Source organism: Rhodopseudomonas palustris (assembly GCF_013415845.1).
GTDB classification, from domain to species: domain Bacteria; phylum Pseudomonadota; class Alphaproteobacteria; order Rhizobiales; family Xanthobacteraceae; genus Rhodopseudomonas; species Rhodopseudomonas palustris_F.
In genome coordinates, this window is sequence record NZ_CP058907.1 from 281,908 (window position 1) to 298,941 (window position 17,034).

Consider the following 17,034-nt stretch of genomic DNA (forward strand, 5'->3'; position numbering starts at 1 on the left):
GGACCACGCTAAGAAAACGCCTCACGCTGGAACGGTGAACGAGCGCTGGTAACCAGGCACTCGTTCGAGAGAATCGCGAATCACGATGAGCCAATTAGCCGTCTAACTCTTTGATTAAACAGGTAGTTGCTCAGTAACTCACGGTCCGTGGAATCAGTTTTGCTCCGATTCGCGCGGCTGTAAATATATAGAGAAGTCAGTACCGTCGCTTGACCCAAGGCAATGGGAGTAAGTGGGCTTCACTCCTTTGACGGAACGCTGTTCGGGCGGTGTTCGTTTACTAATTCCCGACACTGGGCATACCGCTCAACCGGCCGCCGTCATGCCGAAGTAACAATCAGCGACGCCGCTGCCTCGCGGCTTCTGCAGTCGCGCCAAGCTCATCGGCAGGATCTGGACGCCGATCCGCCGACCACGTCTGGCGTGACACTCAGCCGGGCAGACCAGTTCATGCGCCGCGACCCTATGCCGCTGGTCGTGCTGCGCTGCAGTCCGGCGACGCCGCCTGATCGAGGCGGCAGATGCGAATGCTTCGTTTTGATCCAGAGCAAAGACGAGTCTCCGTTTCCGGGGCTCCCTTCGCACCGCGGCAACGGCGCTGCCGGCTTTTCGACGGGCCAACAGCCGCGCGAGGCGATCCAATCCCTGCTCTCCCCTCGGCAGCGGCCACGGTCTCATCGCACTCGTTCAGCATTCTGTTTTTTGGTCGAGGGCAACCAGATCGAGTGCGTGCCGTGCATACCGAAAGCATTGTCTCGACTGTTATTCCGCATCTCGTCGTCAAACACACCTCCGCCAAGACCCGCGTTGCGCAGGATCCGGCGGAAGCTCGAGCCGCGGAACTCGCCCGGCTCCTGATCGCGCCGAACCTCGCCGACGCGTTCGACCTGATCGACAAATCACTGGCGCGGGCGGCGTCGCCGACCGCGCTGTTCACCGGACTGTTCGAACCGACCGCCCGCAGTCTGGGCAATCTGTGGGCCGAGGACGCCTGCAGCGAATTCGAAGTCACGATCGGCCTCTGTCATCTGCAGACGGCGATGCGCCGGATCAGCTTCGATCTGTTGTCGGCGCCGCTGGCGCGGTCGCAGCCGCGCAGCGTGCTGCTGGTGTCGCAGCCAGGCGAGCCGCATTCGTTCTGCGCGGCACTCCACGCCGAGCTGCTGCGTCAGGCCGGCTGGAATACCGTCAGCGAATTCCCAGACACCGATCGCGCACTGTCGGAGCTGGTCGCCAACGGTTGGTTCGATGCAGTCAACATCTCGCTGTCGCCGGCGCTGCGACGCGAACACTGGCTGCCGCGAATGGCCGAGACCATCCGCAAGCTGCGCGCCGCGTCGCGCAACCCGGCGCTGGCGGTGGTCGCCAGCGGCCGCGTATTCGCCGAACGCAGCGATGCCGTCGCTCTCGTCGGGGCCGACGCCGCGACGATCTCTTCGGTGCAGATCGAGCGTTGCCTGATGCGCTCATTGCTCAATCGCACTGCGCGTCCGGCGGCGAACTTCGCCTGGATCTGATCTCCGCCGCACCTTTCCACATCTCACGGCCGCTTCGGATACCGAGGCGGCCGTTGCGTTGAGTCGCATCGCTGTGCGTGTTGGCCGGATTGCCAACTCGCCCGACTCGCGCCCCACCGCCATATTCCAATCGTGCGTCCGTGCTATCGGTGATGCCTTCAGAGGGGCTGGTCATGCAATCCGAAACAAAATCCTATCCGTTCGATCACCTGCCGATGATCGACTACGACGCCCACCCGGCCTATGGGCGCGTGATGTCGATGCCGATGCTCGGCGCACGGCTAAAGGCGATCACGATTTTCGGCTACGGATTCTGTCTCACCACCGCGCAGCGGATGATCGACGTCGAGCACCTGCCGCGTCCTGTCGACGCCGGTAACCGTTTCGTCACGACGCTGCGCAGCCTGCCGACCTATCTGCGCCTGATCATGCTGCAGCGGCTCGGCCGGTTCAGCGCCGGCTCGGCCTATGCGCCAAAGACCGAGCGCGGCACCGCGGTGTTCACGCCGCTCGCCCGCGACGGCTTCGCCGCCGTTCAGCTCGGCCCCGACAAGATCGTCGAACTGCGCAACCAGCTCGAAGCTGCATTCAAAACGCTGGAGCATCGCGTCGCGATTCCAGGCGATCCGGATTCCACCCGCGTGGTGATCGATCCGGCCGCCGCTCCCGACCTCTACAAATGGTTCAACCAGGTCGCCGCCGACGCCGGCCTCACCGAGGCGGCCAGCGGCTATCTGAAACGCCCCGTCGGCATCGGGCGGATCGCCGCTGACGTCAGTGAGGCGCCAAACGGCGCGTTGTCGAGCCCGTTCGCCGATGTCAGCGTCGATGCCTCTCCGTGCGACGGCTTCAAGGTCGACGACAGCTACAACGTGCTGAAGATGGTGGTGTATCTCGGCGAGACCGGCGCCGCGAACGGCCCGCTTACCTATGTGGCCGGCAGCAACCGCGCCGGCCGCCGGTTCTGGGACGCGATGATCCGCCGTGCCAATGATCTGTGCGGTCTGTCGTCGACACTGCCAGCGGCGCGCGAGACGTTCTACGCACTGCCAGCGGGCCTGCAGCGCAAGGCAACGTTCGGCGCCGATCTGGTTGCCGACAGCAACTTCACCACGGCAATCGCCGAGAACCAGGTTGTGGTGACGAGCAGCCAGGGCAATGCAGTGATCTACGATCCCGCCGGCATTCACCGCGACGGCGTGCCGAGCCAGGGGCGGCGCAGCGCCGTGATCGTCACCTTCACCGAGCTGCCGCGCTAAGGCGTCGGCAATCGCGGCGGGTGCCGATCAGCGCCCGCCGAAAGCTTTCAGCGCTGCCGCCAACTCAGGATGGCTGGCGGCGTGATCGGCCACCGGGATGCCCGCGGCAATCGCGTCCCAGGCCTGCCGGATCGAAGTCGCGCCCGCGGCCGGCCCCATCGGATGGCCGAACACGCCGCGGCCGGGCACGAAGCCGAAATCGGCGCTGCCGACCTTGCGATACACATTCTCCAGCGTCGCCGCGGAGTCGCTGCCGCCCGGCACCGGCAGACACGGCTTGATCGGCCCCATCGGCTCCAGGCAGGCGCGGATGCAGTCGAGCACCTCGTGTTCCGGCGTCATCATCCGCGGACCGAAGCCCGGCATGATCACGACGTCGAAGCCCGCCAATCGCTGCAGCCGCGTCATCACCCGCGAATGGATGCCGTAATTCGCCAGCCGGCTGAACGCGGCGATAAAGGGGAAGTGTGCGATCAGCGGCACGGTGGCGTGCTTGCGCAGCATCCGCACCGCGGACAGCCCAACCGGCATCGCATTGATCAGCAGCGCGCCGGCCCCATTGGCGACAGCGACGTCGTGCAGCTCGGTCAGCCGGTCGACCTCGTCGGTGATATTGGCAAGATAGATCTTCGGTACGCCAGTTTCCGCTGAGGCACGACGGCAGGCATCGCCGAGCAGCGCGGCGCGCTCGGCCAGCGGACACCAATCGACATCCGCCAGCATCTCGTCGTCCTTGGCGATGTCGAGGCCACCGGTCCAGCTCTGATAGCCGAGCTCGGCGAACGGCTGCGGCGGCAGGCCGATATTCGGCTTGATCACCCCGAAGAAGATCGGACGATCGAACGCCTGAAGCCGCTCGCGCACGCCTGCGATGCCAAAGCGCGGGCCATCGAACGCGGCGAGATACGACTCCGGAAACCGAATGTCCTGCAGCCGGATCAGCGGGATGCCGGGCGAGAAGAACACGCCCTCGCCGCAGACGGCCGACAGCAAGTTCGGAATCTTCGCGCCGAAATTGCCGTGCGGATGCGCGATGGTGACGCGGCAGGCATGCACCGGCCCGCGCGCCGCGCACTCGACCGGAACGCTGAAACCCAAGGGGCGTGGCTCCGCCGACAGCTCCAACACCTTGGCGGCGAAGCGCGGACGGAAATCTTCGTCGAAACCAACCCGGCGCCACTGCGCCGTCGACTGCTCGCTGCATAGATGCGCCGCCGCTTCGCGCGGATCGCCAGCGCATTCGAAATCGAAATCCAGCTCGATGTAATTGTCGAGGTCGAGATCCGCGCGCTTGGCGTAGAAGCCTGCGATGTCGTCCGGCGTCATGGCTGATGACCTGTTTGGTGATACCGCTGCGGTCTTACGCGGACGCAGCCCGCGTATCCATCCGTAGCACCCCGTTCTTTCGGTGGAGGAGCGGTCGCGCGGCGCGACTAGCCCTTACCCGATGATCTGCAGTTCGACGCCGCGGCGCTCGCGCGGACCGTCGAGCTCGATGAAGAACACCGACTGCCATTCGCCGAGCACCATGGTGCCTTTGGCGACCGGAATCGTCTCCGACGAATTCATGAACAGCCCGATCAGATGCGAGTGCGCGTTGTCGCGGCCATCGACTGGATCGAGATTGTGCAGATAGTCGCCGTCACGCGGCACGAAGCGCTTCAGAAACGTCAGCATGTCGCGCTCGAGCTTTTCCTCGCGCTCGTTGACGTTGATCCGCGCCGTGGTGTGCAGGCAGCTCACCGTAACCAGACCGTCCTTGATGCCACTCGAGGTGACGAAGCGGCGGACCTGGTCGGTGATGTCGATCAACTGGATCGGCGCGGTGGTGGCGAGTTCGATACGGTGACGTTGAATCTGCATGGCGACGTCCTGACTGGAACCGACCCGAGTGTTAGCCCGGTGCCCGCGCCCGAGCAACGCAAGCCGTCGCTGCCTGCGCGTCATGCGACCAGCTCGCAACCGGGCGCCACCGTAACTTGACAGTGCGGGAGGGCTTCGCGATGACGCGCAGCTTACATCCCTGCGAGTTGACGGAGCCCGCAGCGCCCAGTTCGACCTTCTTGCCTGCCAGGACCACGATTCCCGATGAGACCAGCCTATCGCAGCGATATCGATGGCCTGCGCGCGATCGCAGTGCTGCTGGTGGTTGGGTTCCACGCCTTTCCGGCGGAGGTCCGCGGCGGCTTTATCGGCGTCGACGTTTTCTTCGTGATCTCCGGTTTCCTGATCACGTCGATCATCTGCCAGGCGCTCGACCGCGGCGACTTCAGCTTCGCGACGTTCTACGCCCGCCGCATCAACCGCATCTTCCCGGCGCTGCTGCTGGTGCTGGCGGCCTGCGCGATCGGTGGCTGGTTCCTGCAGTTCCCGGTCGATTATCGCGACGCCGGCAAGGCGATCGGCTTCGGCGCCGCGTTCCTCGCCAACGTCGCGTTGCTGCACGATTCCGGTTACTTCGACACCTCCTCGGAGCTGAACCCACTGCTGCATCTGTGGTCGCTCGGAGTCGAGGAGCAGTTCTATCTGCTGTGGCCGCCGGTGATCATCCTGGCGTGGCGCTGGAAGAACGGCGCCGTGGCGGCGGCAGTAGCAATCCTGCTGGCATCATTCGTCACCAACCTGCTGCTGACACCGACACATCAATCCGCCGCGTTCTATCTGCCGGTGACGCGGTTCTGGGAACTGATGACCGGCTGTCTGCTGGCAATCGCCACGGCAACCCGCGCGGCGCCACTCGCGCAGCACGCCGCCCGCCTGCGCAATATCGGCGCGGTCGCCGGCCTCGCGCTGATCGCGACCGGCGCCACCCTGATCGACCGCAGCCGCGCCTTTCCGGGCTGGTGGGCGGTGCTGCCGGTGCTCGGCGCCGCACTGCTAATCGGCACCGGTCCCGGCACCTGGGTCGGTCGGCGGTTGCTCGGCAATCGCGCCATGGTCTATGTCGGGTTGATCAGCTACCCGCTTTATCTGTGGCACTGGCCTGTGCTCGCAGCGATCCGGATCGTGCGGCTCGGCGAGGAGCCGCCACCGCTGATGAAGCTGATCGCAGTTCTGGTGGCATTCGGGCTCGCCGACTTCACCTACCGGTTCGTCGAGCCGAAGATCCGCTATCGGCCGACCCGCGCCAAGACTGCCGCAGCCTTCGCCGGCGTCGCGCTAGTCGGACTTCTCGGCGCCGGCATTTACGTCGCGGGTGGTGTGCCATCGCGGTTCAGCGCCGGCGTGCAGATCGTCGCCCGCGATCATCAGGCCGAGGCGATGCCGGCGTATCGGCTGAAGAGCTGCTTCCTCAGTTCAGGCTCGACGTTCGCGCGCGAATGCGACGACGCGGCCTTGCCGGGCGTGCCGCGGATCGCGCTGTGGGGCGATTCGCACGCCGCGCATCTCTATCCTGGGCTGCGCGCCGTGCAGAAGAGCGAGGGCGGCTTTGTGCTGTCGCAGTACACGACCGCCGGCTGCCCGCCGATCTTCGGTTACGTCAGCGTCCAGACGCCGGGATGCACCGCCGCCAACGCCAATGCACGGGAGCGGCTGAAAGCGATCAAGCCGGACACCGTGATCCTGGTCGCCCGGCAGTGGCACGACTATGACGGCGCCGATCGCGATCCGGCGGCGATCGACGCGATGATCAAGGCAACGCTCGCCGAACTGCACAGCATCGGCATCGAGCGGATCGTCGTGGTCGGGAAATTTCCGAGCTGGCGAACCCCGCCAAAGCGCATTCTGGCGCAGGCCTACCGGTCCGAAGCCGCCGGCCTCACCACCGCATCCGACATACCCACGCGCGACGGACCACCGCGGCTGGATCGCTCGGAAGCCGAGGCCAACGAGCGGCTGCGCGCGTTCTTCACGGCGCAAGGCATCGAGTTCATTTCGCCGACGCCGGTGTATTGCAATGATCAGGGCTGCCTGCTTGCGGTGCCAGGCAGCGGCACCCCGGTGACATTCGACGGCAGCCACCTCACGATTGCATCGTCGCAGTTCTTCGTCAGGCAGATCATGAAGGAACTGCTCGGCCGATAGTTATCAAGCGGGCAGAACTGCCGCGCAGGCGCGGCCTCGACCTGTGCAGGCTTCAGGGCGTCCTGACGATCTGGTGAAGCAGCGAGAGGTACTGTTGTCGTCCGATCAGGCTTTCGTTCTCTTCGAGCAGCATCACGTCGACGTCTCGAACTTCGCGCAGCTCAGCCTCGGACAGATGGTCCTGTCGCACCCCACCGCGGGAGCGGCCGAGCTTGAGATAGAAGTATTGACCGAGTCGAGTCAGACACGCCTGCTCGGTCAGGACTTCGCTGACCGGGTCGATGAAGCTGGTGCCGACCAGCGCCGCATCGATCCGCGTCGCCTCGCGGCCGTCGCAGCTTGGATGACTGTAGGTCAGTTTCGGCGTCGGATAGTCGATCGGCGCCACCAGAAGATTGGCAAGCTCGGCGAGATCGCGGTCGCGCCCCTCGGCCGGCGAGCTCACCGTCACAGTAAAGCTAAACGGCGTGAGCAACTCGTGTCCCGCCCGGGTGTTGATCGCATTTACGATCTGCTGGCTGCCGCGCGCCATCACCAACTCGTTCCAGTGAATGCCACCGCGCGGGAACGGTGGCGTGTCGTCGCTCCGCATCGCATGGGTCGAGGTCGCCAGATCGAGCACATCGATGCCTGCGGCCCGTAGCCGCGCAACGTAGGCTGGGACGAGTTCCGCTCGCGCCTGCGGACTGCTCGGACAGACGATCAGATGCGTGAACTTGTCCGGCATATCGGCAACTTTGGACGGCGTCACGATGTAGAGAAACAGTTTGCCGCGATCGCGATAGTAGGCCTGAATGTCGCGCAGCAGCGGAATCGCGGCATCCGCCATGGTGTCGGCCTGACCGATCGTGCGCGAGCAATATTCCTCGAGATAGCCGCGCTGCACGAGTTCACCGTCGCGCCCGATCAGGATGCCGGGGGCGGTGATCTCGCCGAACAACGAATACGCGATCTGATTGTTGAGCCGAATTAACGTTCGCCGCAGCGGCATTGCGTCCGCAATTCGCAGCACGGCCGCTTTCTGCAGTGCGCCGTCGATGAAGCCGTGCAGCGAAAGATCGAACGGCACCTGCTGGGTGACGCCGACAAGTGCCGGCCCGATCCGAACGGCGTGCGACGGCACCGCGAGATTCCAAAGCGTCCACGCCGGCATCGCCACAAAGGCAGCGGCCGCCAGCCGGCGGAGCCATCGTCGCGGTGATGTGGTAATCGCCGCCATCCTCAAAACCGGAAATAGATGAAGGGCTGAAACGGGATCGCCACCGCGCGCGCGATCGCGATCGTACCCAGCGCGCCGAGGCCGACATAGCCGGCGAGCCGAAGCACACCACTGCTGCGCCAGGCTGCGCCCAGCGAGCCAAAGGCCGGCAGGCCCGGGATCAGGCTCAGCGCTGCGCCGAGCGCAGCCGTCCAGAGCACTGAAACCGGTGGCGGCAGCCACGCGGTTGCATGACCGAAGCCGGCGAGCGCACCGAAGAAACCACCGAGGTGCGCCGTATCCGGCGAGCGGAAGATCACCCAGCCAAGCATCACGATCAGCAGGGTCGCCATGGTGGCGATCACGGCGCCGCCACGTTGCAGCCAACGCTCCAAGAACACCCGGTCGAGCGTGAGGAACAGACCGTTATAGGCGCCCCACAGCACGAAATTCCAACTCGCGCCGTGCCACAGGCCGGACAGCAAGAAACAGATCCAGAGATTGCGATAGGTGACGAGCGCGCTGCCGCGGTTGCCGCCGAGCGGGATGTACAGATAGTCGCGAATCCAGGTGGTGAGCGAAATGTGCCAGCGTCGCCAGAACTCGGTGATCGAGCGGGAGATGTACGGCATGTTGAAGTTCTCGCGCAGCGAGAAGCCGAGCATTCGGGCGATCCCGATCGCCATGTCGGAATAGCCGGAGAAGTCGAAATAGATCTGCAGCGTGAAGCAGACCGTACCTAACCATGCGGCCCCCATCGACAGCGTCGCCGGATCGGCGCCGAACACCTGGTCGGCGTAGTGACCGAGCGGATCGGCGATCAGCAGCTTCTTGAACGCGCCTTGGGCGAACCGCGCCAAACCTGCGCCGCAATCGCTCCATTCAAAGCCCCGTGGCACAGCGATCTGGCGATCGATCTCATGATACTTGAGGATCGGGCCAGCCAGCAGCTTCGGAAAGAAGAACACGAAAAGGCAGTAGTCGGAGAACCGCCGGGCGGGCTGCGACACACCGCGATAGCTGTCGACCAGGTAAGTGATCTTCTCGAAGGTGACGAACGAGACGCCGATCGGCAACGCGATGTGCCAGACCGGCAGCGCACTGAACTTGCCGGCGGCGAGCAGCACGTTCAGGCTCTCGAGCGCAAAACTGGTGTATTTATAGATGATCAGGATTGCGAGGTTCTGCACCACCCCGAGCGCCAGCAGCGCGCGCTTGGTCGGGACGATCGAGCTGCCTGTGATTCGCCGCGCCAGCAGATGATCGATCAGCGCCGAGGCCACCACCACAGGCACGAACAGCGGCTCGCCCCAGAGGTAGAACAGCCCGCTGCCGATCAGCAGGATCCAGCGCTTGGTCCGCGCCTCACGGGCCGCGAAATACAGCACATAGAGGAACGGAAAGCAGGTCAGGAACAGGGGATCGTAGAAGAGCATGGCGGACGGGTGGTTCCTGGTGCCTGCAGGCGATCGACGGGCCACCTATTCCAGATTCCGCTGGCTACGCCCAGCCGAAGCGACGCACGAGGCCCCGGCTCTAGAGACCTGCGAAAAAAGATAATCGACGACCGAGGCGAGCGCCGGCGTCTCAATCGATGACTTTAGCTGGTTTGGAAAGCCGGCGCCTGAACAGGCGGATCTCTGGAGCGGGCGAAGGGATTCGAACCCTCGACCCCAACCTTGGCAAGGTTGTGCTCTACCCCTGAGCTACACCCGCATCCGAGAAACGGCGCGCCGTCGGCACGACCGTGGGCAGTCGTATGCCAAATGCCGCGGGCGATTGCAACAGCCGTTCGACATTTCATGTGCCGGCTTTTTTTGCGGGCGGATGACCGCGTGGGGGATTTTGACTCAAATGCGACCGAGGGCGGCCGGCGGGCCGCCTGCGGCGGCGGCGAAATTAGGGTCAAGAGGGGTCTGGGCGACCACAATCCAGCGCGGGGCCGGTTCCCGTTGCAAATCGAACTTCCCGCGCCATCTAGAGCGAGGGCCGTGTTAAAACGGCGGACCGACCGACAACAGCGAGGACGACGTGACGATTTTGGAGCAGGGCAGCGGTGCGGCGCCTCAGGCAGCCGCCGATCTGATCAAGGACACCACGACCCAAAGCTTCGTCCGCGATGTGATCGAAGAATCCAAGCGCCAGCCGGTTCTGATCGACTTCTGGGCGCAGTGGTGCGGTCCGTGCAAGCAGCTCACCCCGATCCTGGAAAAGGCGGTTCGGGCCGCGAACGGCAAGGTCAAGCTGGTCAAGATGAACATCGACGAGCATCCGTCGATTCCCGGCCAGATGGGCATCCAGTCGATCCCGGCCGTGATCGCCTTCGTCGATGGCCGCCCGGCCGACGGCTTCATGGGCGCGGTGCCGGAGAGCCAGGTCAACGCCTTCATTGAAAAGCTGACCGCCGGCATGCCGGGCGGTGCGCCGACCGCCGCCGAGCTGCTCCAGGAAGCCGAAGCAGTGCTGGCGGAGGGCGATGTCCAGACTGCGACTTCGATCTATGCCGAGGTGCTGCGCGCCGACGGCACCAATGTCGCCGCGATCGCCGGGCTGGCCCGCTGCTATATGCAGACCGGCGCCACCGAACAGGCCAAGAAGACATTGGGGCTGGTGCCCGAGGCCAAGCGCGAGGACGCCGCCGTCAAGGCGGTGCAGGCGATGATCGATCTTGCCGAGCAGGCGCAGTCGCTCGGCCCGATCGCCGAGCTGGAACAGAAGGTCGCAGCCGATCCGCTCGACCATCAGGCGCGCTTTGATCTTGCGATCGCCCTCAATGCTGCCGACCGGCGCGAAGATGCGACCACGCATCTTCTCGACATCGTCAAGCGCGACCGTAAATGGAACGACGACGGCGCACGCAAGCAGCTGGTGCAGTTCTTCGAGGCCTGGGGCCCGACCGACGACGCCACCGTCGAGGGCCGCAAGCGGCTGTCGACGATTCTGTTCTCGTAGTCGCAATTCAAAGCGCGGAGCCAGCGATGCCGATCAATGCCGCCTATCGCGGGCCAGCCGACCTTCCCGAGGTGATTCCGGTGTTTCCGCTCGCCGGGGCGCTGCTGCTGCCGCGCGGTCAGATGCCGCTGAATATCTTCGAACCGCGCTATCTGGCGATGATCGACGATGCGCTGCGCGACGGCCATCGGCTGATCGGCATGATCCAGCCGGATGCGGCGCATTCGTCGGAGACCGCCGAGAAGCCGTCGCTGTTCAACGTCGGTTGCGTCGGGCGCATCACCCAGCTCGCCGAATCCGGCGACGGCCGATACATCCTCGAACTGACCGGCGTGTCGCGCTTCAAGGTAGTCGATGAGCTGCAGGTTCTGACGCCGTACCGGCAGTGCAAGGTCGACTATTTCCCGTTCGTCGACGATTTTACCGCCCGCAAGGGCGAGGACGAGGTTGATCGCGAGACCCTGCTGTCAGTGCTGACCGATTTCCTCAAGGCCAACAATCTCAAGGTCGATTGGGACGGCGTCGAAAGCGCGCCGAACGAGGCTCTGGTCAACGCGCTGGCGATGATGTCGCCATACGGGCCCCCGGAGAAGCAGGCGCTGCTCGAGGCGCCGGATCTGAAGACGCGCGCCGAAATCCTGATCGCCGTCACCGAGATGGACCTCGCCAAGAAGCGCACCAGCGGAGACCCGCCGCTGCAATAACGCGCAGCAATTTGCGCGCGCGCGTTGACGGCGCCGCGCTGCTGTCCGATCAAGCCCGATGCCAGCCCATTGTTCTGGAGCCTGAAGCCATGAGCCTTTCGCCGTCCGAGCGGCCCGACACTGTCGACCGCAAGCTGCTCGACATCCTGGTCTGCCCGGTCACCAAGGGACCGCTCGAATTCGACCCCGCCCGCCAAGAGCTGATCTCCCGCGGTGCCAAGCTGGCCTATCCGATCCGCGACGGCATCCCGATCATGCTGCCCGAAGAGGCGCGGAAGCTCGGGTGAGGTGAGCGGCAGCTCAACCCCGAGTACAGCGCAACCTCTCCCTTAGGCGAGAGAGCGAGCGCGCTGCGATTCGGTGAAAAGCTGATTGCTTTCCGCGGCGGCGGAGACGGCGGGTCGATCCGCTTCCACCCTGCCTTACAGCGCTTCGCCCTTCAGCAGCCGCGGGATTTCGCCGGTGAGGCCGGCGGCCTGCCGGATGAAGGCGCCCTTCAGCGGCGGCAGGCGGTCGACCAGACCGAGGCCGATGTCGCGAATTCCGCGCAGCAGCGGCGAATTGTTGGAAAACAGGAAGTTGAGTCCGTTGGTGGCGACGCCCATCGCCACGGTGTCGAACCGCCGCCAGCGCTGATAGCGCTCCAGCACGTCGACTTGCCCCGGATCGATCCCCAGCCGGGCCGCATCCACCACCACCTCGGCCAGAGCCGCGACGTCGCGCAGGCCCATATTGAGGCCCTGTCCGGCGATCGGATGAATGACGTGCGCGGCGTCGCCGATCAGCGCGAGCCGCGGTGCGATGAACGACTGCGCGACGAAATAGCCGAGCGGAAACGACTTCGGCTTGTCGAGCGGCTTGACGTCGCCGAGCCGCAGCCCGAACCGCTTCTCCAGTTCGCGTTGGAATTCCTTCTCGGACAGCGCGACGATCCGCTCGGCATCGCGGCGGCTCTCGCTCCACACCAGCGACGAGCGCCGGCCGGTGAGCGGCAGGATCGCGAACGGACCGGCAGGCAGGAAGTGTTCTTCGGCGCAGCCATTGTGGTCGCGCTCGTGCTCGACCGTGACGACGATGCCCGACTGGTCGTAATCCCAGCCATAGGTGGCGATGCCGGCGCGCTGGCGCAGCTTCGACTTGGCGCCGTCGGCGGCGACCAGCAGGCTGGCATCGATCACGCTGCCGTCGCCGAGCGTGACGCCGATCGCTTCGGTGCGCGCGTCGTAGGAGGTGACCGGGGTGGCGCGCAGCTCGACGCCTTCGGCCTCGGCGCGTTTGGCCAGCGCCTCGACCAGATATCTGTTTTCGACCATGTGGGCGAACGGCTCGCCGGGCTGCACTTCGCCCGCGAAGGTCAGGAATACCGGCCGCGTCGCGTCTTCAAGATGGCTGTCGGTGACGATCATGTCGATGATCGGCTGCGCGGTCGGCGCCACCTCGTCCCAGACCCCGAGCGCCTCGAACAACCGCCGGCACGCCGCGACGATCGCGGTGGCGCGCGGGTCGCGGCTCGGTCGCAGCGCGAGCGCCGGATCGGCGACGATCACCGGCACCTCGGGGCCGAGCCCCTGGCGCAACGCCAGCGCCAGCGCCAAACCGGCGAACGCCCCGCCCCCAATCACAATGCTTCGCGGTGCCGTCATATTTCTCACTCTCGCGCCATGATCCTTGCGCCCGGATCGGAGCTGGGCGAAACAGGTTTCAAGGACCAACCCGCTGTTGCCGGGGCGGTTTCTAACAGACAACGCCGGCGGTGGGAAATCACCTGCATGGCCGCGCGGCATTCCGCCCTGGTCGCTGCTGCGATGGGCCAACTTGTTGTTTCGACGCTTTGTTGCGCGTTGTCCCGCCCCGCCTGAACCGCCGTGAAGGAGCTCGACCGGTGTCCAAGAGCCTGATCGATCTGATCTCGATTCTCGATCTCGAACCGCTCGAGGTGAATCTGTTCCGCGGCACCAGCCCGAAGACGAGCTGGCAGCGGGTGTTCGGCGGCCAGGTGATCGGCCAGGCCATGGTCGCCGGCTGCCGCACGGTCGAGAACCGGCTGCCGCATTCGCTGCATTGCTACTTCATCCTGCCGGGCGACCCGCAGGTGCCCATCATCTACCAGGTCGAGCGACTGCGCGATGGCCGCAGCTACACCACCCGCCGGGTCACGGCGATCCAGCACGGCAACGCGATCTTCTCGCTGATGATGTCGTTCCACGACGACGAGCCGACCAACTTCGACCACCAGGACAAGATGCCCGACGTGCCGCCGCCCGAAGCGCTGTCGGCGGAGGAGATCGTCAAGCAACCGTTCTTCAAGGACATGCCCGACTTCATTAAGCGCTACTATGAGAGCGACCGGCCGATCGAACTGCGTCCGGTGGAGCTGAAGCGCTATTTCGGCCAGAAGATCGACGACGGCCGCATCCATGTCTGGATCAAGACAGCCGCCAAGCTGCCCGACGATCCGGCGCTGCACATGTGCGCGCTGGCCTATGCGTCGGATTTCTCGCTGCTCGACGCGGTGATGGCGCGCTACGGCCGCACTTTGTTCGACAAGCGGATGATGCCGGCCAGCCTCGACCATGCGATGTGGTTTCACCGCCCGTTCCGCGCCGACGAATGGCTGCTGTACGCGCAGGACTCGCCGTCGGCACAGGGCGGCCGCGGCCTGACCCGCGGCCAGATCTTCAAGACCGACGGCACCCTGGTGGCCTCCGTCGCCCAAGAGGGCTCGGTGCGCGAACGCCGCGACACTCCGAAGGGCTGAGAGCGCCGCTCCGGCGCTGGGGCCCGCCCCCTTGGAGAGTGAGCCATCGAACGAGCTCGGGCCGTCAGCCTTCTCGCTGAGCAGTCAATCAGCTTATTTTCTGCGCGCCTTGCCGCTAAACCCGGCATATACACGGGACCGGAGCACCGCCGCAGCGGTGTCAAAAGGCTTTGCGCGAATGAGGGGCTAACGCATGAAACTGGTCGTCGCCATCATCAAACCTTTCAAGCTGGACGAGGTCCGCCAGGCGCTGACCGAGATCGGCGTTCACGGCATGACCGTCACCGAGGTCAAGGGCTACGGCCGCCAGCGCGGCCATACCGAGATCTATCGTGGCGCCGAGTACATCGTGAATTTCCTGCCCAAGCTGCGGATCGAGATTGCGGTCGATTCCGCGCTCGCCGACAAGGCGGTCGAAGTGATCACCCGCGGCGCCCGCACCGGCCAGATCGGTGACGGCAAGATCTTCGTCACGCCGATCGACCGCGCCTTGCGGATCCGCACCGGCGAGACCGACGTCGACGCGCTGTAACGGGCTTTCGACAGCCATTTCCCAACCCCGCGGAGCCGGGGGGCGCCGCGCACAGTTCCAACAGGACGGGCATCATGACCTTGTTGCTACGCCGCGCGGCGTCGGCCGCGACGGGCTACATCCTTGCAACATTCGGCCTTGCGGCAGTCGGCGTGACGCCGGCGCTGGCGCAGGGGATGGCCACGACGGCGCCGGGGATCAGCCCGGCCGACACCGCCTGGATGACGGTCGCCACCGCCTTCGTGCTGATGATGACGATCCCCGGCCTGGCGCTGTTCTACTCCGGCATGGTGCGCAAGAAGAACGTGCTGGCCACGATGGCGCAGAGCCTCGCGGCCGTGGCGCTGATCTCGATCCTGTGGGTGGCATTCGGCTACTCGCTGGCTTTCACGGGCGGTGGCAGCCTGATCGGCTCGTTCGACCGGATCTTCCTGGTCGGCATGACCATGGACAGCGTCAATCCGGCGGCCAAGACCATCCCGGAAGCGCTGTTCATGCTCTACCAGATGACTTTCGCGGTCATCACGGTGGCGCTGGTGGCCGGCTCGGTCGCCGACCGGATGCGGTTTTCCGCCTATCTGTTGTTCTCGATCGGCTGGTTCATCTTCGTCTATGTGCCGCTGGCGCATTGGATCTGGGGCGGCGGCTTTTTGGGCGCAATGGGCGTACTGGACTTCGCCGGCGGCTTGGTGGTGCACCTGTCGGCCGGCACCGGGGGCTTGGTGGCGGCGATCGTGATCGGCCGCCGCCATGGCTACGGCATGGAAAACCTGTCGCCGTTCGACCTGTCGCTGGCGGTGATCGGCACCGGCCTGTTGTGGGTCGGCTGGTTCGGCTTCAATGGCGGCTCCGCCCTGGCGGCGGATTCCCGTGCGGTGTTCGCCATCACGGCGACGCATCTGGCGGCTTGCTCGGGCGCGCTGACCTGGGGCGCAATCGAATGGATGGCACGGCGCAAGCCGTCGGTGCTGGGCATGATTTCCGGTGCCGTCGCCGGCCTCGGCACCATCACACCGGCATCGGGCTATGTCGAACCCTGGCACGGCGTGGTAATCGGCATCGTCGCCGGCCTGATCTGTTACTGGGCCTGCACTTGGCTGAAGCACCGCCTGCGCTACGACGACTCGCTCGACGTGTTCGGCGTCCACGGCATCGGCGGCCTGACCGGCACGTTCCTGGCCGGCATTTTCGCCACGGCCTCGATCGGTGGCGTCTCGGGCGCCCTCGAGGGCTCGTGGATGCAGCCACTGACCCAGCTCGCCGGTATCCTGGTCACCTTCGTGTGGTCCGCCGTGGCCACCTATGTGCTGCTGAAGGCCGTCAGCCTGTTCGTGGCGCTGCGCGTCTCCCGCGAGCACGAGATCGAAGGCCTGGACATTTCGCAGCATGGCGAGGCGCTGCAGTAAGCCGGCGCCCGACTTTAGACTAAGCGCTATGCCCTTCGGTTGGGCAATCATTGTGTCCGCAAGCTGGCATGCCTGATTTTTGATCAGGCATGCCCAGCTGTTGAGCGCGACCGAATAGCGCAGCTGGTGCCCCAGTGCCGCACCGCGAAAAAGGCGCTGATTCCGAAATGATTCCAAAGCCCCGCCCGACTGGCACGGCATTTGATTCTAAGGGGCCGGCTGTGCCCGCGTAGTGATGCTCCGCGTGGGGATTTTCAGTCGAGATCATTTCCCGGCCAGTTCGGTCGGGACCTAGCGGGGATAGGACCCATGAAAATTGTTATGGCGATCATTAAGCCATTCAAACTCGAAGAAGTCCGTGACGCCCTGACCGCCATCGGCGTTCACGGTTTGACGGTGACGGAAGTGAAGGGATACGGCCGCCAGAAAGGCCACACGGAAATCTACCGCGGCGCTGAATACGCGGTGAGCTTCCTGCCCAAGATCAAGATCGAGGTCGCGATCGCCAACGAGCAGGTCGAGAAGACCATCGAGGCGATCACCAGCGCCGCCAAGACCGGCCAGATCGGCGACGGCAAGATCTTCGTCATCGGCCTCGACCACGCGGTGCGCATCCGCACCGGCGAGGCCGACGCGGCCGCCCTCTGATCCCCTCACCTTCATTGCTTCACTCAGGAGACGA

Annotated in this window: 15 protein-coding genes and 1 tRNA gene; 10 read left to right on the forward strand and 6 right to left on the reverse strand. The window is 65.1% G+C overall.

What is annotated here, in order from left to right:
• Nucleotides 1–734: 734 nt before the first annotated feature.
• Together HZF03_RS01330 and HZF03_RS01335 are read left to right on the forward strand one after the other, a co-directional pair.
• Nucleotides 735–1,517, forward strand: a complete 783-nt coding sequence (locus tag HZF03_RS01330) for a cobalamin B12-binding domain-containing protein (RefSeq protein WP_234832178.1) — start codon at nt 735–737, stop codon at nt 1,515–1,517.
• 173 nt (nt 1,518–1,690) lie between these two features.
• The gene (locus HZF03_RS01335) at nt 1,691–2,776 is read left to right on the forward strand and encodes a phytanoyl-CoA dioxygenase family protein (protein ID WP_119017665.1); all 1,086 of its coding nucleotides are present in this window, start codon (nt 1,691–1,693) and stop codon (nt 2,774–2,776) included.
• 27 nt (nt 2,777–2,803) lie between these two features.
• Here the strand turns inward: HZF03_RS01335 and HZF03_RS01340 are convergent, their stop codons facing one another.
• Together HZF03_RS01340 and HZF03_RS01345 are read right to left on the reverse strand one after the other, a co-directional pair.
• Entirely contained in the window at nt 2,804–4,102 is a 1,299-nt protein-coding gene (locus HZF03_RS01340) for a RuBisCO large subunit C-terminal-like domain-containing protein (protein ID WP_119017664.1), read from the reverse strand.
• Between the two features lie 114 nt (nt 4,103–4,216).
• Nucleotides 4,217–4,639, reverse strand: a complete 423-nt coding sequence (locus tag HZF03_RS01345) for a secondary thiamine-phosphate synthase enzyme YjbQ (RefSeq protein WP_012494025.1) — start codon at nt 4,637–4,639, stop codon at nt 4,217–4,219.
• A gap of 225 nt (nt 4,640–4,864) precedes the next feature.
• On the opposite strand from HZF03_RS01345, the gene HZF03_RS01350 reads away from it, so the two are divergent.
• A complete protein-coding gene (locus HZF03_RS01350; protein ID WP_119017663.1) occupies nt 4,865–6,802 on the forward strand; it encodes an acyltransferase family protein in 1,938 nt (645 codons plus the stop codon).
• Nucleotides 6,803–6,854: 52 nt separating this feature from the next.
• Here the strand turns inward: HZF03_RS01350 and HZF03_RS01355 are convergent, their stop codons facing one another.
• The 3 genes from HZF03_RS01355 to HZF03_RS01365 form a co-directional block, all read right to left on the reverse strand.
• Nucleotides 6,855–8,021: an alginate O-acetyltransferase AlgX-related protein gene (locus HZF03_RS01355; RefSeq protein ID WP_119017662.1), complete on the reverse strand. Its 1,167-nt coding sequence runs from the start codon at nt 8,019–8,021 to the stop codon at nt 6,855–6,857.
• A 2-nt stretch (nt 8,022–8,023) separates the two neighbouring features.
• Nucleotides 8,024–9,436: an MBOAT family O-acyltransferase gene (locus tag HZF03_RS01360; protein ID WP_119017661.1), complete on the reverse strand. Its 1,413-nt coding sequence runs from the start codon at nt 9,434–9,436 to the stop codon at nt 8,024–8,026.
• 205 nt (nt 9,437–9,641) lie between these two features.
• Nucleotides 9,642–9,716, reverse strand: a tRNA-Gly gene (locus HZF03_RS01365).
• A 315-nt stretch (nt 9,717–10,031) separates the two neighbouring features.
• On the opposite strand from HZF03_RS01365, the gene trxA reads away from it, so the two are divergent.
• The 3 genes from trxA (at nt 10,032) to HZF03_RS01380 (ending at nt 11,943) form a co-directional block, all read left to right on the forward strand.
• Nucleotides 10,032–10,952 (forward strand): thioredoxin, encoded by a 921-nt coding sequence (trxA, locus tag HZF03_RS01370; protein WP_119017660.1) that lies wholly within the window; start codon nt 10,032–10,034, stop codon nt 10,950–10,952.
• Between the two features lie 26 nt (nt 10,953–10,978).
• Nucleotides 10,979–11,656, forward strand: a complete 678-nt coding sequence (locus tag HZF03_RS01375; protein ID WP_011155836.1) for an LON peptidase substrate-binding domain-containing protein — start codon at nt 10,979–10,981, stop codon at nt 11,654–11,656.
• A gap of 89 nt (nt 11,657–11,745) precedes the next feature.
• A complete protein-coding gene (locus tag HZF03_RS01380; RefSeq protein ID WP_011155837.1) occupies nt 11,746–11,943 on the forward strand; it encodes a Trm112 family protein in 198 nt (65 codons plus the stop codon).
• A gap of 135 nt (nt 11,944–12,078) precedes the next feature.
• Here the strand turns inward: HZF03_RS01380 and HZF03_RS01385 are convergent, their stop codons facing one another.
• Complete coding sequence (locus HZF03_RS01385) at nt 12,079–13,440, reverse strand: ubiquinone biosynthesis hydroxylase (protein ID WP_275540335.1); 1,362 nt, start codon at nt 13,438–13,440, stop codon at nt 12,079–12,081.
• 98 nt (nt 13,441–13,538) lie between these two features.
• On the opposite strand from HZF03_RS01385, the gene tesB reads away from it, so the two are divergent.
• From tesB to HZF03_RS01405, 4 genes are all read left to right on the forward strand, one after another.
• Nucleotides 13,539–14,414, forward strand: a complete 876-nt coding sequence (tesB, locus tag HZF03_RS01390) for an acyl-CoA thioesterase II (protein ID WP_119017659.1) — start codon at nt 13,539–13,541, stop codon at nt 14,412–14,414.
• Nucleotides 14,415–14,607: 193 nt separating this feature from the next.
• Entirely contained in the window at nt 14,608–14,946 is a 339-nt protein-coding gene (locus HZF03_RS01395) for a P-II family nitrogen regulator (protein ID WP_011155840.1), read from the forward strand.
• Nucleotides 14,947–15,020: 74 nt separating this feature from the next.
• Nucleotides 15,021–16,352, forward strand: coding sequence for an ammonium transporter (locus tag HZF03_RS01400; protein ID WP_119017658.1), 1,332 nt, complete (start codon nt 15,021–15,023; stop codon nt 16,350–16,352).
• 309 nt (nt 16,353–16,661) lie between these two features.
• Complete coding sequence (locus tag HZF03_RS01405; RefSeq protein ID WP_011155842.1) at nt 16,662–17,000, forward strand: P-II family nitrogen regulator; 339 nt, start codon at nt 16,662–16,664, stop codon at nt 16,998–17,000.
• Nucleotides 17,001–17,034 lie beyond the last annotated feature (34 nt).

Bases quoted from the DNA above. Each gene is read 5' to 3' on its own strand.
- HZF03_RS01335 (WP_119017665.1), top strand. From the start codon at position 1,691: ATGCAATCCGAAACAAAATCCTATCCGTTCGATCACCTGCCGATGATC.
- HZF03_RS01340 (WP_119017664.1), bottom strand. From the start codon at position 4,102: ATGACGCCGGACGACATCGCAGGCTTCTACGCCAAGCGCGCGGATCTC.
- HZF03_RS01345 (WP_012494025.1), bottom strand. From the start codon at position 4,639: ATGCAGATTCAACGTCACCGTATCGAACTCGCCACCACCGCGCCGATC.
- HZF03_RS01350 (WP_119017663.1), top strand. From the start codon at position 4,865: ATGAGACCAGCCTATCGCAGCGATATCGATGGCCTGCGCGCGATCGCA.
- HZF03_RS01355 (WP_119017662.1), bottom strand. From the start codon at position 8,021: ATGGCGGCGATTACCACATCACCGCGACGATGGCTCCGCCGGCTGGCG.
- HZF03_RS01360 (WP_119017661.1), bottom strand. From the start codon at position 9,436: ATGCTCTTCTACGATCCCCTGTTCCTGACCTGCTTTCCGTTCCTCTAT.
- HZF03_RS01375 (WP_011155836.1), top strand. From the start codon at position 10,979: ATGCCGATCAATGCCGCCTATCGCGGGCCAGCCGACCTTCCCGAGGTG.
- HZF03_RS01380 (WP_011155837.1), top strand. From the start codon at position 11,746: ATGAGCCTTTCGCCGTCCGAGCGGCCCGACACTGTCGACCGCAAGCTG.
- HZF03_RS01385 (WP_275540335.1), bottom strand. From the start codon at position 13,440: ATGCCGCGCGGCCATGCAGGTGATTTCCCACCGCCGGCGTTGTCTGTT.
- HZF03_RS01395 (WP_011155840.1), top strand. From the start codon at position 14,608: ATGAAACTGGTCGTCGCCATCATCAAACCTTTCAAGCTGGACGAGGTC.
- HZF03_RS01400 (WP_119017658.1), top strand. From the start codon at position 15,021: ATGACCTTGTTGCTACGCCGCGCGGCGTCGGCCGCGACGGGCTACATC.
- HZF03_RS01405 (WP_011155842.1), top strand. From the start codon at position 16,662: ATGAAAATTGTTATGGCGATCATTAAGCCATTCAAACTCGAAGAAGTC.